The sequence below is a fragment of the Bradyrhizobium sp. genome (assembly GCF_049512235.1).
Classification (GTDB): domain Bacteria; phylum Pseudomonadota; class Alphaproteobacteria; order Rhizobiales; family Xanthobacteraceae; genus Bradyrhizobium.
On sequence record NZ_JBEKXH010000169.1, the window covers coordinates 1 to 13478 of the forward strand.

14 protein-coding genes and 1 pseudogene are annotated in these 13478 nt (G+C 61.8%); 9 read left to right on the top strand and 6 right to left on the bottom strand.

Translation table 11 applies throughout. From position 1 onward, the window contains the following. Together ABSG20_RS16990 and ychF are read left to right on the top strand one after the other, a co-directional pair. Positions 1 to 264: pseudogene (locus tag ABSG20_RS16990) on the top strand (hypothetical protein); the annotation flags it as partial. 64 nt (positions 265 to 328) lie between these two features. Further along, a complete protein-coding gene (gene ychF / locus ABSG20_RS16995; protein WP_423865672.1) occupies positions 329 to 1426 on the top strand; it encodes a redox-regulated ATPase YchF in 1098 nt (365 codons plus the stop codon). Positions 1427 to 1596: 170 nt separating this feature from the next. Here ychF and ABSG20_RS17000 read toward each other — a convergent pair whose 3' ends face one another. Next, positions 1597 to 1890, bottom strand: coding sequence for a DUF4282 domain-containing protein (locus tag ABSG20_RS17000; protein ID WP_423865673.1), 294 nt, complete (start codon positions 1888 to 1890; stop codon positions 1597 to 1599). Positions 1891 to 2091: 201 nt separating this feature from the next. On the opposite strand from ABSG20_RS17000, the gene ABSG20_RS17005 reads away from it, so the two are divergent. The 3 genes from ABSG20_RS17005 to ABSG20_RS17015 all read left to right on the top strand — a co-directional run bounded on the left by ABSG20_RS17005 (position 2092) and on the right by ABSG20_RS17015 (position 3308). Next, complete coding sequence (locus ABSG20_RS17005) at positions 2092 to 2559, top strand: MaoC family dehydratase (protein WP_423865685.1); 468 nt, start codon at positions 2092 to 2094, stop codon at positions 2557 to 2559. Then, entirely contained in the window at positions 2559 to 3056 is a 498-nt protein-coding gene (locus ABSG20_RS17010; RefSeq protein ID WP_423865674.1) for a MaoC family dehydratase, read from the top strand. Before ABSG20_RS17005 ends, ABSG20_RS17010 begins: the two co-directional genes overlap by 1 nt. A gap of 108 nt (positions 3057 to 3164) precedes the next feature. Continuing rightward, entirely contained in the window at positions 3165 to 3308 is a 144-nt protein-coding gene (locus tag ABSG20_RS17015; RefSeq protein ID WP_423865675.1) for a hypothetical protein, read from the top strand. Positions 3309 to 3360: 52 nt separating this feature from the next. Here ABSG20_RS17015 and ABSG20_RS17020 read toward each other — a convergent pair whose 3' ends face one another. The 4 genes from ABSG20_RS17020 to ABSG20_RS17035 form a co-directional block, all read right to left on the bottom strand. After that, positions 3361 to 3498 (bottom strand): hypothetical protein, encoded by a 138-nt coding sequence (locus ABSG20_RS17020; protein WP_423865676.1) that lies wholly within the window; start codon positions 3496 to 3498, stop codon positions 3361 to 3363. A 322-nt stretch (positions 3499 to 3820) separates the two neighbouring features. Then, entirely contained in the window at positions 3821 to 4231 is a 411-nt protein-coding gene (locus ABSG20_RS17025) for a hypothetical protein (protein ID WP_423865677.1), read from the bottom strand. A 153-nt stretch (positions 4232 to 4384) separates the two neighbouring features. Continuing rightward, complete coding sequence (locus ABSG20_RS17030; RefSeq protein WP_423865678.1) at positions 4385 to 4540, bottom strand: hypothetical protein; 156 nt, start codon at positions 4538 to 4540, stop codon at positions 4385 to 4387. Positions 4541 to 4873: 333 nt separating this feature from the next. Continuing rightward, complete coding sequence (locus tag ABSG20_RS17035; RefSeq protein WP_423865679.1) at positions 4874 to 5482, bottom strand: hypothetical protein; 609 nt, start codon at positions 5480 to 5482, stop codon at positions 4874 to 4876. Between ABSG20_RS17035 and ABSG20_RS17040 the strand changes: the two genes are divergently transcribed. The 4 genes from ABSG20_RS17040 (at position 5456) to ABSG20_RS17055 (ending at position 10510) form a co-directional block, all read left to right on the top strand. After that, complete coding sequence (locus ABSG20_RS17040) at positions 5456 to 6364, top strand: alpha/beta fold hydrolase (protein WP_423865680.1); 909 nt, start codon at positions 5456 to 5458, stop codon at positions 6362 to 6364. The genes ABSG20_RS17035 and ABSG20_RS17040 overlap by 27 nt on opposite strands. Before the next feature lie 161 nt (positions 6365 to 6525). Continuing rightward, entirely contained in the window at positions 6526 to 7746 is a 1221-nt protein-coding gene (locus tag ABSG20_RS17045; RefSeq protein WP_423865681.1) for an aspartyl protease family protein, read from the top strand. 103 nt (positions 7747 to 7849) lie between these two features. Beyond that, positions 7850 to 9961 carry a polysaccharide lyase family protein gene (locus ABSG20_RS17050; protein ID WP_423865682.1) on the top strand — a complete coding sequence of 704 codons (2112 nt, stop codon included), beginning with the start codon at positions 7850 to 7852 and terminating at the stop codon, positions 9959 to 9961. A gap of 309 nt (positions 9962 to 10270) precedes the next feature. Next, complete coding sequence (locus ABSG20_RS17055) at positions 10271 to 10510, top strand: hypothetical protein (RefSeq protein WP_423865683.1); 240 nt, start codon at positions 10271 to 10273, stop codon at positions 10508 to 10510. Positions 10511 to 10619: 109 nt separating this feature from the next. Here the strand turns inward: ABSG20_RS17055 and uvrB are convergent. Then, a partial coding sequence (gene uvrB / locus ABSG20_RS17060) for an excinuclease ABC subunit UvrB (RefSeq protein WP_423865684.1) occupies positions 10620 to 13478 on the bottom strand: 2859 nt, incomplete at its 5' end.

Here is a 13478-nt window from a genome sequence, read left to right on the forward strand (position 1 = left end):
ATCTCATCGCATGTCGGTCAGGATTATAAGCGGGTAAGGCTCGGCGTCGGTCATCCCCGCGATTGGCTGGGGCCTCGTCATCCCAGTCTCAAAGAGGTTGTGCATCGGCATGTGTTGTCCGATTTCGTGAAGGCCGATCAGCCATGGGTCGAGGCATTGCTCGATGCGATCGCCGATAATGCCGGGCTGCTCGCCACGAATCGCGACTCGGCGTTCGCGAACAAGGTGCATCTGGCGATGCAGGCCAAAGGATTTTTCGACTAGCTAGGAAGCTGGCGGCGCCGCGTAACGCACCAAAGGTCGTGACTAACGGACTTCAGGACACATCATGGGATTCAAATGCGGTATCGTCGGATTGCCCAATGTCGGCAAGTCGACGCTGTTCAATGCGCTGACCGAGACCGCGGCGGCGCAGGCGGCGAATTATCCGTTCTGCACCATCGAGCCAAATGTCGGCGAGGTCGCGGTGCCCGATCCCAGGCTCGACAAGCTTGCTGCAATCGCCAAATCGGGGCAGATCATCCCGACGCGGCTGACCTTTGTCGATATCGCAGGGCTGGTGCGCGGCGCCTCGAAGGGCGAGGGGCTTGGCAACCAGTTTCTTGCTACCATCCGCGAGGTCGATGCGGTCGCCCATGTGGTGCGCTGCTTCGAGGATTCCGACATCACCCATGTCGAAGGCAAGATCGCGCCATTGGCCGATATCGAGACCATCGAGACCGAATTGATGCTGGCCGATCTCGACAGTCTGGAAAAGCGTGTCGACAATCTCACCAAAAAGGCAAAGGGCAACGACAAGGACGCCAAGGAACAGCTCGACCTCGTCAACCGCGCGCTGGTGCTGTTGCGCGAGGGCAGGCCGGCGCGGTTTCTCGAGCGCAAAATGGAGGAGGAGCGCGCCTTCGGCATGCTCGGGCTGTTGACCTCCAAGCCGGTGCTGTACGTCTGCAATGTCGAGGAAGCCTCCGCAGCCTCGGGCAACCGGTTTTCAGAAGTGGTCGGCGAACAGGCCAAGAAGGAAGGCGCGGTCGCGGTGACCATCTCCGCCAAGATCGAATCCGAAATCGCGACGCTGACGCGCGAGGAACGCAGCGAATTCCTCGACACGCTGGGCCTGCGGGAAGCCGGCCTCGATCGGCTGATCCGAGCCGGCTATCAGCTGTTGGACCTCATCACCTATTTCACCGTAGGTCCGAAGGAAGCGCGGGCCTGGACCATCCACCGCGGCACCAAGGCGCCCGCCGCCGCCGGTGTGATCCATACCGATTTCGAAAAGGGTTTCATCCGCGCCGAGACCATCGCCTATGCCGATTACGCGGCCCTCGGCGGTGAGGCCGGCGCCCGAGACGCCGGCAAGCTGCGGCTGGAAGGCAAGGAATATGTCGTCGCCGACGGCGACGTCATGCATTTCAGGTTCAACAACTGATCCCATCCTCGTAGGGTGGGCAAAAGGCGCCCTTGCGTCGTGCCCACCTTTTTAGTGTTGAAAACATGGTGGGCACGCCATCGGCCCGCGCGTTCGCGCGATCCGTTGACTTTGCCCACCCTACGGGCTGGTGCGAGATGGATTGCTTCGCTTGGACTGGCAATTGTGCCTTAATGCGTATGCCCCTGGTCGCGGATTGCGCCAAGATGTTCGTTGATGCGAAACACGATCAGGATGAATTCCGCGGCAATGCGCGAAAACATGATGCCGACGATCACGCCGGCGATCGAGGACAACAGGGCGATGAATCCGCCGAACGGGCTGATTGCCATCGCCGCCAGGCCTGAAAAAATCCCGGCGATGCCGAACAGGATCACCAGCACGATGACCAGCCAGTAAAAGGTCTTGATGATCGTCGGCGTGATAAAACGGTCCCACTGGAACAGCTCCCGAAATTCAAACATCGCTCGTTCTCCCCCGGCAAGTCGAATACGCATGGCTTGGTGCTGGACGCACAGGGCCTAGCTCCGAATGTCGATCCGGGCAAGCCGGGGCCGGCACCGCACAGCGGTGCTCGCCCGTGGAGCATGAGCCATGCGCGGCGGCGGGTTGAGATTGCCGCCAATAACGGCCACAATCAGGCTTGGATTGCGCCCATTGTCGTGATGACACTGACCTTCGAAGATTTTCCGCCCGGCCATTTCGGTAGCTTTGGACCGCGCCGTGTCACGCGCGAGCAAATACTTGCGTTTGCCGCCGAGTTCGATCCGCAGCCGATGCATCTCGACGAGGCGGCGGCCGAGCGTTCCATGCTTAAGGGCTTGTCCGGTTCGGGCTGGCATCTGTGCGCGATCATGATGCGGATGATGTTCGACTTCTATCTCGGCCGCACCGCGTCGCTGGGCTCGCCGGGCGTCAACGAAGTGCGCTGGCTCGCGCCGCTTCGCCCCGATGACGATCTTACCCTTGATGTCGAGGTGATGGAGGCAAGGATCTCGAAGAGCCGCCCCGAGACCGGCATCGTGACCTTCAAGGCTGTGGTTTTTAATGCGACCGGACAGGCTTTGTGCGACATGGTCTCCCCGATCATCGTGGCGCGCCGCGCCGGCCCTGGAGCGGAACAGGCAGGCTGATGCGCTTCTTCGAGGACATCGCGATCGGCCAGCGGCGTGAACTGGGATCGTTCACCTTTAGCGCCGATCTGATCAAGAAATTTGCAAGCCAGTTCGATCCGCAGCGTTTTCATCTCGACGAGGAGGAAGGCCGCAGGTCGCTGTTCGGCGGCCTCGCGGCATCGGGCTGGCATGTCGGCTCGGTCTGCATGAAGCTCTTGGTCGCCGATGGCCAGCGTCAGGCCAGGGAGGCGGCAGCGCGCGGCGAGCCGATCGCGATTTGGGGGCCGTCGCCGGGTTTTCGCGAGTTGCGCTGGATCAGGCCGGTGCTGGCGGGCGACACCATCAGCTTCGCCAGCGAGATTGCAGCGCTGCGGCCGTCGGACAAGCGGCCCCAATGGGGTATCCTACAGGCCCGCAATACCGGCACCAACCAGCGCGGTGAACTGGTGTTCTCGGTGCTGGCGACGGCGTTCGTGCCGCGACGGAATGCCAGCCTGGATGAAGCGGCTAATTAACCTTGCCGAAAGATGGCCCTGCTGCCTGTGCGGAACGATTCTGCCGCTAACGGATTTTGAACCTAGTCGATTTATATTAGACACCGGGACAGACGGCAGGGAACGACCATGGCAGACCGCAGCGGCTTGAAATTCGTTGGATTTATCTTTGCAACCGTGACGCTAGCGGTGATGCTTACGACCGGAATGGTAGTGAAAGGTTATGCCGACGGCGCCTATTCGTTCGACAGCGCCTCCATCGCCAGTCGCTAAGCCACAATTGGTTAACCATGGACGCGGAATCGCCGGCGATTGCAGCGCGCGGTCAGCGGCTCCAGACCAGCGCCAGCACGACCACGGCAAGCACCAATAGCCCGACAAACCGGATCATGATGGTGCCCATTCGGGGCGGTGCCGTCCGCAACGGTATTGGGTCGGTGTTATCAGGCCGAACGGTTTTCATAAGGCTTGCCCCCGCCGCTTGATGCTGCCTGCTATTGGTCGCAGCCGGGGCCGGCAAGTTCAAAGGCTGCAACCGAAAGCCGCCCGCCCCAGGGCGCTGGCTTCGAACGATCCGGAAATCCCGGGGCTGCCGGCTAAGGCGCTCTGGACCGGAATGACCCGCCATCATTCCAGCGCTCTCGCGAAGCGGTGAAGTTGCCGCTGTTGCAGAAGATTCCCGGGGCGTGCCGGCGGCGCCAACGGGTCGCGCCATGCGCGCCCGATCAAGCAGGCGGCGTCCCGGTGCGAACCCTTAAATCCCGGCATCGCGGCGCTTGCTGCGATCAGCCTTTGCGCAGGCCGTCCGTGGTGCGCTTCCACTGGTTCACATTGTCGGCGATCATGCGCGTGGATTTCATCGCGGCCTGGCTGAGTTGGGCATAGCCGGAGATCTCGCGCAGCACGCGCTGACCTTCGGTGTGCAGCAGTTCGCGCAGATTCTCGAGTTCGTTGATCAGATTTTCGATTTCCGTCAGCGAGGTTCCGGCGACGCGCTGGATCAGCGAGTTGATGTTGTTGACGGGCTCGCTGCCCGGCTGCAGCACGGGCTCGGCGCCGGCGATGCTCGGGGTCGGGCGCCGCAAATAGGCGACGTCGTTGCGGACGAAGTCGCGGATGCCGGCCTCGACTTCCGACATGGCGGCGAACTCGGAGGCCTCTTCAGAGTCAAGTTTTTCGGTATGAACGAAATTCATCGGCTATTCCCCTGTTTCGCGTTTGTGCGAGATCTCCCGCGACGATGGTCAACCAATCCTTATTGGGACCGCTGATTTTGACCGTAACGCGGCCAACATGGGGCGAGGCTCGATCTTTCGCGAGGTCGGACGGCCATCCCGATCGTATGGTTATCACCAGCTCTGATTGAATCCCACGCCGACACTCTTGGTGGCGGTGCCTTCCGACGTTTCACCGATCGAGCCTCTGATGCTGATGCCGCCGAACAACTTCTGTTCAGCGCCGATCTTGCGCAGCAACTTTTCGTCGGTGCGGAGGTCATGATCCACCCGCGTGCCAGTGGGGCGACGATGCGTACACATCCGCGCCAAATTGTGGCGAAACATTCCGGTCATGGTGCGGCACAAAGCGCCCATGCTTTTCTATGAACCGCCGTATTCTTGCAAGAGTTGCTTGGCGGCGCGTTCGCGCAACCGATCAGCACGGACCGGAATGAGCGTGCGCGAAATTCAAGACGGATGGCGGGAATATCCGGCGCGAAGATGCACGACTTTGCTCATCAGGCGCGTTCGTTCGGCGGACGCATTTTCTCATCGGGTGCGCCCTCGCGCGACCCGCCGGCACCGGCTGGCGCTTTGGCCCTGTCAGGGCAAGGAAATGGACTATTTCTTGCTGTTCGGGCTCTGGCCGCTCGGCGTTTTGCCGGTCGCGAACGGATTGACCGGCGCCGCGCCGCTCTTTTTGAGGTTCTTGTCGGCCTTCGGTTTCTTCTTTTCCTTGTTGCTGCGCATCTGACCCTTGGCCATGACGTTTCTCCCTGAGCGCCGGGTTGAAAGACGTGGGCGCCATTGCAAGCTTAGCAAATTCGGCAGCGATTGTAATGCAGGCGGCGAGAAAACCTTAAGAGCTGCGCCCGGCAAATCCCTGGCCGCGACCGAGGCCAGCGCTTCACAGCGGCCGCCTGCGCCCGTATCGTCGGGGCGGCAGGAGGGAGGTCGCCAAGGTCTCTCCATGAAGGGCCATGAAGGGAGTGAACGATGACGTTCTTGAAATCCATCGCCTGTCTGGTCACCGCCGGTCTTTTGCTGGCGCTGCCGGCCGCGGCGCATACGCCGCAGCAACCGCCGCATTAGCTTTACAGCGAAGGCGATCTCAAGCTCGAAAGCGGCGAGGCGATCCAGGATTTCGCCATTTCCTACGTCACCCACGGCACCCTCAATGCCAGCAAATCCAACGCGATTCTGATGGTGACGGCGATCGGCGGCAATCATCACCGGCTCGACTTCATGATCGGCCCCGGCAAGGCGCTCGATCCGGACAAATATTTTATCATTTGTACCGATGCTATCGGCAACGGGCTGACGACGTCGCCGAGCAATTCCAAGAGCCAGCCGCGCATGCGTTTCCCGAAATTCAGTCTCCGCGACATGGTGGAATCGCAATACCGCCTGATCAAGGAGAAGTTCGGCATCGACCATGTCATCGCCGTGATCGGCCCGTCGATGGGCGGCATGCAGACCCTGCAATGGGGCGTCAGCCATCCCGACACCATGGACGCGCTGGTGGCGATCGTGCCGCTTTCGAAAACGCCGGCCTGGAGCGTGGCGGTGATGGAAGCCTCGCGCAAGGCGATCATGGAAGACCCGGCCTGGAAGGAAGGCAATTATGACGCCCCGCCGGAAAAGGGCATCCGGCTGTGGCGCGATATCGTCAACCTGCTGGCGGCGCGCACCCCGGACATGTACTCGGCGCAGTTCGAGAACGGGCTCGACGTGCTGCCCTGGATGGAGCTGCAGGAGACCGCCGCGCTGAAGGCGATGGACGCCAACGACTGGATCTACCAGAGCTGGGCCTATGACCGGCACGACGTCGGGACTACGCCGGGTTTTGATGGCGACACGGTCAAGGCGCTGGAATCGATCAGGGCCAAGACCCTGATCTTCACCGGCACCAAGGACCTGCTCAATCCCGACTTCGAGCCGGCGCAGGCGGCGAAGCACATCAGTGGGGCAAAACTGATGACGATCGGCCCGGGCACCGTCACCGGCCACGCTTCCGCCGGCGGCTTCTTCCCGGCCGATGTGGAGTTCTTGAACCGCGAGGCGGGGGCGTTTCTGGATGGCGTGACCGGGGGCGGCAGGAAGTCGAATTGAGCTGTGAAAGATTTGTGCTCCGGTCGGCACAGCGCACCGCTGCGTCTTACCTCTCCCCGCGTCGATGGATTCCGAAATTATCGGTCAAAGGCAATGATGGCGGTTGCGCTGATACCTCCGAGGGTTAAACGTAAGAGGTCAGCTGCAAACAGGCATCAACGATGAACAATGACAATGAAAGAAAGGCCGACGAAATAAGGGTCGCGGACTTCGTTCGGCCTTTCTCGGAGGAGTCCACCACCGGAATATTTCGATACACTGTGGCGGGCATCATCATCCTCGGTGTTTGCGTATCAATATATTTCTACCCCCAGTTGAGGAATGCCTGGATTATTTTTGGATCACAGATCCAAAACACAGTCCCCCAACCAACTCAAAACACTTCCCAGATCGCGGAGTTGTCGGCGACCTTGGGCGTGACCGGGGTGCCTGCAGCGCTATTGAACGGACCAGATCTTGACGTCAATTTTGATCGACTGCGGAGGGAAGCCTGCGATCGCACCGCGTTGATGAACTTCGCAACGAAATTGGCTGAAATCGGCTATCCTCGCGATGCCGCCAACGCGCTCGCGATCTTTGCGTCAAGATGTGGGAATGGTGACGACGCGCTCTACGCTGCCGCGAATATCTTGATGAATATCAGTGACTATAATGGTGTGATCAAAATTTCGTCCGGACTCGTCGAGTCCTTACCGACCTCACCCGATGTGCGCTATATGCGCGGGCAGGCTTTCCAGGCCATCGGCAAATTTGAACAAGCCATCTCGGACTATGTGAGTACGATCGAACTGGTCCCCGGCATCAAAAAGGTTTCGAGCAGGGTATTCACCGATCTAGCCGGTGCCTATGCCTCGCTCAAGCGATATTGTGAGGCGATAGACCCCATCCAAATGTGGATTGCAGCCGATCCATCCGAGAGAGACACGACACAGGCCCGTGCGCTGATTTCAGACTATGCGAAGAAGGGAGCCTGCGAGCTGGATTATGCCAAAGGTAGCGATCGGTTCTTTACCCAAGGCAGCGATGTCATAAAGGCGAAGGTGGAAATCAACGGCGTGCCTGGCACCTTCATCATCGATACGGGCGCCTCACTGGTTTCCATGACGGCGAGCTACGCCAAGCGCGCCAAGGTCCGCGTCGACGAAACCAATCGAATCCGTCTGCAAACGGCCAATGGGAACACCGAGGGATTGCTCGGTGTTGCGCAGGACATTCGCATGGGCCGATTGCAAGCCAAGGACGTCGCGATTGTCGTCGGGATCGAAAAGGCATCGCCTTTTGGGCAAGATGTGGACGGGCTGCTGGGGATGTCGTTCCTGGCGCGATACGAGGTCGCCGTCGTCGGCAGAGAAATGCGCATCAAGGAAAGACGAGGGTTCTGAATTGGGGGGGCGCTAAAATTTGTGCACTATACCCAAGATAGAATCATGTATTAATACAACCTGATTCGGCAAACTCCTCATCGCTTCATCGCGGAGAAACCTCATGCGCCTGCGAGTCTGTATCTGCACGCTGGTGGCTCTCGCCTGTTGGTTCGGCCTGTCGCTGCCGGCACGGGCGCAGCTTTCGATCGACACCAGCAACCCGCTGGACTGGAAGATCAGCAACGGATCGCTGACGCTGGACTGGGATTCCCAGACCGGCAATGTCTTTGGCATCTTTCTGGCCGGACATCCGGACAATCTGGTCGATACCACGCATATCGGCGCTCACGGTCAGCCGTCGGGGCTGTACATGGACAACGATGGCACCAATCTGGGTGGCGGGACCGTGACCGCCGGCTTTCACAAGGCCACGGCCTACCTGGACTGGTGGGTGACGACGGCCTCCAGCGCGACCAACGCATTCACCTTGACCCAGCATTTCCTGCTGCAGCCCAATCAGCCGACGTTGCATGTGTATGTCGTCGCCGATCACGCGGCCACCGACATCGCCGGCAATCTCGGCCAGGTGCAGTATGTGTTTCGCCTGAGCCAGACCCTGTTCAACCAGACCTATTCCGACAATTCGGGCCTGCACAACCAGGGTCCCACCACCATTCCGCTGCCGAGCCCCACCGTGCTCAACAACACCGATCCCGGCCGGCAGGTGTCGAACGCCGTGCTCGACCTGCACGGCCTGCCGCTTCCCGCCGGATTTTCGCGCCAGTTCTACACCAAATACGATTACTCCTCCTACGAGTACCAGCATCTGGGACATGGCGTGTTCGGTTCGACCTATGGGGCCTGGACGGTCATTCCCCGTGCCGAAACGCTGACGGGCGGCCCGAGCAAGCAGGACCTGATCTTCACCGACAATATTCTGATGATGGAATGCCTGTCCGGGCACTTGGACGGCGCCGCCGTGACCTATACCCCGCCGCAAGGGGTCGCTACCCGGCGGCTGTTCGGTCCGTATGCGTTCCGCTTCAACGCCTTCGACGCCACGTTGGCGACGCCGGACGACCTCTATGACGACGCGGTCGGCATCATTCCCTCGGCACTTGCGCTCTACGATATCGAGGGTGAATTGCATGCCAACGGATATGTCGTCGCCACGGACCGCGGCACCGTGCAGAGCGCCATCGCCGGCGCCGGCCCGACGCCCGCCAATGCCGCGTGGGCCGTATTGGCCGACAATGCAAAGAACTTCCAGGCCTCGTCCGCCGGCTACCAGTACTGGCAGAACCTGAACGCCGATGGCACCGCCACGATCGCGGGCGTGGCACCTGGCAGCTATCGTCTCAGCGCCTACGTGCTCGGGCAATGGGGCGAGCTGCGGGTCGACAACGTAAATATGCCGGCGGGCGGCGAGCTCGATCTCACCGCGCTGCAATTCACGCCGGAGAATTTCGCCAGCACGGCGCCGGTCTGGACCATCGGCACGCCCGACCGCTCCGCCTCCGAGTTCCAGCATGGCAACCTCAACGGTATCGAGCTGAGAAATTTCTGGGGCAGCTACAACTACTGGCAGGACTACGCGGCGACCCAGGGTGCGCAGATCTACTACGCGACCGCGGTCGGGTCCCAGCCCGCCACCAGCAACGTCACGGCCATCAACTACGTGCTCTGGGGCCAGTTCGATCCGGGATTGTTCGGGGGTGTCTTTAACGCCAGCGACGACACCACCGACGGCTACACATTTGCGATTCCGGGCTATGTCGCGAGTCTGCCGGGAGCTGCCGGCAGCAACGGCGTCTCGACGAAGGTGCCGCCGATGACCGTCCATTTCATCACCACCAGCGCGGAGGCGGCGGGTGCCCAGTTTGCCGTGCTGTCGGTTGGCCTCGCGGCGACCGAGGGCAGCCTGACGGTCAGCCTGAATGGTCATCCGCTGAGCTGGCACGCCATCAACACCAGCGACGCGATGGTGCGGAGCGGCCTTGCCGGCTACTACCAGTGGATTGCCTACCAATGGGACGTGTCGAAGCTCAATCCCCCCGGCTTCGACAACATCCTGACCTTCACCACCAGCCAGCCCCAGGGCGACATGTTCGACGCGCTGCGCTTTGAGCTGACCGCCACATCGGCCGATCCGGCGGTGACCGGCTGGCACGACTACGAATATCTCTACAACGGGACCTATGTTCCGGCGAACGACAAGGTGCCGAACAACTGATGCCGTGGATGGCTCCGCGAAACCGCCTAATCCCAAACAGGGAGGAGCTCACGGTTCCTCTTGGCGAGGAGCGTGTCTCAGCCGGAGTTACGAACTGTGCGTTGCCCGGCGTGAGAGCAAAAAATTCTTAAAAAGGGGCTGGACAGAGCGCTGCAGCGCAAGCCCGTCGGGCAAATCACTTCCCCTTGAAAGCGGCTCCGCTGTCCCGATTTGTCTTCGCGCAACGCAGCGATGGAACGAGATCGTCCGATCCACGTTCTGCTATCGCTGCGTTCGGGGCACGCCGGCCGCTTGAAGAGGATTGCCGCCATGAAGACGATCGCCACCCTGCTCGCCGCCGTGGCGCTGGCGCTTTGCGTGACTTCGGCCGACGCCAAGGGTTGCCTGAAGGGCGCCGCTGTGGGCGGCGTCGCCGGTCACTTCGCGGGCCATCATGGCGTGCTGGGCGCCATCGCCGGTTGCCTCTACGGCCGTCACCATGCCAAGGAGATGGAGCGGCAACGGGATCAGCAGGGCCAGGCGCCTACCACGGGTCAGGTCAGGATGTGAGGCGAAGGTTTTTGGGAACGGATTTGAGGCGCGACCTCACGCGCTGTCGTTCCGTCATCGGTCCATATCCGCTTGCAGCGGGCGCATCGCTGTTTATTGGCAAGACGCTCTACCGTTTCTTCCAGCCACCCCTGTGCCCCGGTGCGCCGCCGCTGGAGCGGGGCAGGGGGCCGAATTCGGGGCCGGATTGGCGCGAGTCGGTCGGCTGGAAGATCTTGCTGCCGCTGACCGGGCCGGTGTCGTCGGGCGATGGCTTGCGCGGGGTGGCGCGACCCGGGCGGTAGGGCAGGGATTCCGGGCCATGCATTTCGTCGAGATGGGGTTTGTGGACTTTTGAGGGAGCGGGACTCGTGGACCCGCCACCCTGGCGCTCTCTCGCAAGCGAGGAGGGAACGGAAGCACCGCCGTTGCGGTTCACCCCACCCCGCGCGCTTGCAGCGCGCGACCCTCCCCCTCCAGGGGAGGGTGAAGAGGAGGCGCCGCGCTTCTTCAGTGCGCCGGTCGGCAAGTTCGCGGCCTCGCCGTATTTCTTGATGCCGGCATAGGCGCCGGCCTTGCCCTGCACGGTGCGCTGTTTGGCGGTGGGATCGTCGACAACCGCAAGCTCGGTGGCGCGCAGGCGCTTGACTTCGTCGCGCAGGCGCGCGGCCTCCTCGAAATTGAGATCGGCGGCGGCTTCGCGCATCCGGGTTTCCAGGTCGTTCAGCACGGCTTCGAAATTGTGGCCGATCGAGATGACGTCATCCGCCATGCCGCCGTCGCCGATCTCGACCAGCACATGGTCGCGCTCATAGACGCTGTTCAGGATATCGCCGATCGATTTCTTGATGCTTTCGGGCGTGATGCCGTTGGCGGTGTTGTATTCGACCTGTTTTTCCCGGCGGCGGTCGGTCTCGGCGATGGCGCGGGCCATCGAGCCGGTGATCTGGTCGGCATAGAGGATCACGCGGCCGTCGACATTGCGCGCGGCGCGGCCGATGGTCTGGATCAGCGAGGTCTCGCTGCGCAAAAAACCTTCCTTGTCGGCATCGAGGATCGCGACCAATGCACATTCGGGAATGTCGAGGCCTTCGCGCAACAGGTTGATGCCCACCAGCGCGTCGAAGGCGCCGAGCCGCAAGTCCCGGATGATCTCGATGCGCTCGATGGTGTCGATATCCGAGTGCATGTACCTGACACGAATGCCCTGCTCGTGCAGATATTCGGTGAGGTCTTCCGCCATCCGTTTTGTCAATACTGTCACCAGCGAGCGGTAGCCGGCCTGCGCGGTGGCGCGGACCTCGCCGACGAGATCGTCGACCTGGGTGCGCGCCGGGCGGATATCGACCGGCGGATCGATCAGGCCAGTCGGGCGGATCACCTGTTCGACAAACACCCCGCCGCTCTCGTTCAACTCCCAAGCCGACGGCGTTGCCGACACCGCGACCGATTGCGGGCGCATCATGTCCCATTCCTCGAACCGCAGCGGCCGGTTGTCCATGCAGGAGGGCAGCCGGAAGCCATATTCGGCCAAGGTCGCCTTGCGCCTGAAGTCACCACGGAACATGCCGCCGATCTGCGGCACCGTGACATGGCTCTCGTCGGCAAACACCAGCGCGTTGTCCGGAACATATTCGAACAGCGTCGGCGGCGGCTCGCCGGGGCGGCGGCCGGTCAGATAGCGCGAATAGTTTTCGATGCCGGCGCAGGAGCCGGTCGCTTCCATCATTTCCAGATCAAACGTCGTGCGCTGTTCCAGCCGTTGCGCTTCCAGCAAGCGGCCCTGGTTGTTGAGCTGGTCCAGCCGAAGCTTCAATTCGCTCTTGATTGACTTGATCGCCTGCACCAGGGTCGGCCGCGGCGTCACATAGTGCGAATTGGCGTAGATCTTGATGAATTCGAGCTCGTCCTGCTTGTGGCCGGTGAGCGGATCGAATTCTTCGATATTTTCCACGGTGTCGCCGAACAGATTGACGCGCCAGGCGCGGTCTTCATAATGCGCCGGAAAGATGTCGATGACGTCGCCGCGCACCCGGAAAGTGCCGCGGGTGAAATCGGCCTGGGTGCGCTTGTATTGCAGCGCCACCAGGTCGGCGATCAGCTGCCGCTGGTCGATGCGCTCGCCTTTCTTCAGCGCAAACGTCATCGCGGTATAGGTTTCCAGCGCCCGCGTCGCGGAATGGCGCATGCGGTCGATCTGCTCGTTGATCGACGAGTCTTTTTCGATATAGGTGTCGGTGCGCGGCACATAGGCCTCGGGCTGGTAGTAGTCGTAATAACTGACAAAATACTCCACGGCGTTGTCGGGGAAAAAACTCTTGAACTCGCCATAGAGCTGCGCCGCCAGCGTCTTGTTGGGCGCCAGAATGATGGCGGGGCGCTGCGTGGCCTCGATCACCTTGGCCATGGTATAGGTCTTGCCGCTGCCGGTGACGCCGAGCAGCACCTGGGTGCGGTCGTTGCGGCTGATGCCCTCGACCAGTTCGGCAATCGCGGTGGGCTGGTCGCCCTTCGGCTCGTACTCGGATTTAATCACAAAACGCACGCCGCCTTCGGACTTCTCCGGGCGCGGCGGACGATGCGGGGTCCAGATTTTGAGCTGGCCGTCCTCGCCCTTGAATTCGGGGCGGCCGTCGCGGATCAGGTTGTCCAGCGCATCCGCGGTCGCGGCGACCCCGAGCGCCTCCATCTTGTTGCGCGGCGGCCGCGCCATGGCCGCGGCGTCTTCCTCCTCGGTGGTGAAGCCGAGCTGTCTTGCCAGCTCCGGATCGAGCGCCGGGATCGTCGCCGAGGTGCCGTATTGGGCGGGTGCGAATTCGCGTTGGGGGGCTTCATCGAAACCGGAAATCCGGTCTGCTCCCCTCCCCCCGCGCAGCGGCGGGGAGGGGTCGGGGGTGCGGGGTGCTTCAACGGGCTCCGTGCCTGTGGGACCACCCCCCACCCCCGACCCCTCCCCGCCACGCGCGATGCGCGCGGGAGGAGGGGAGAA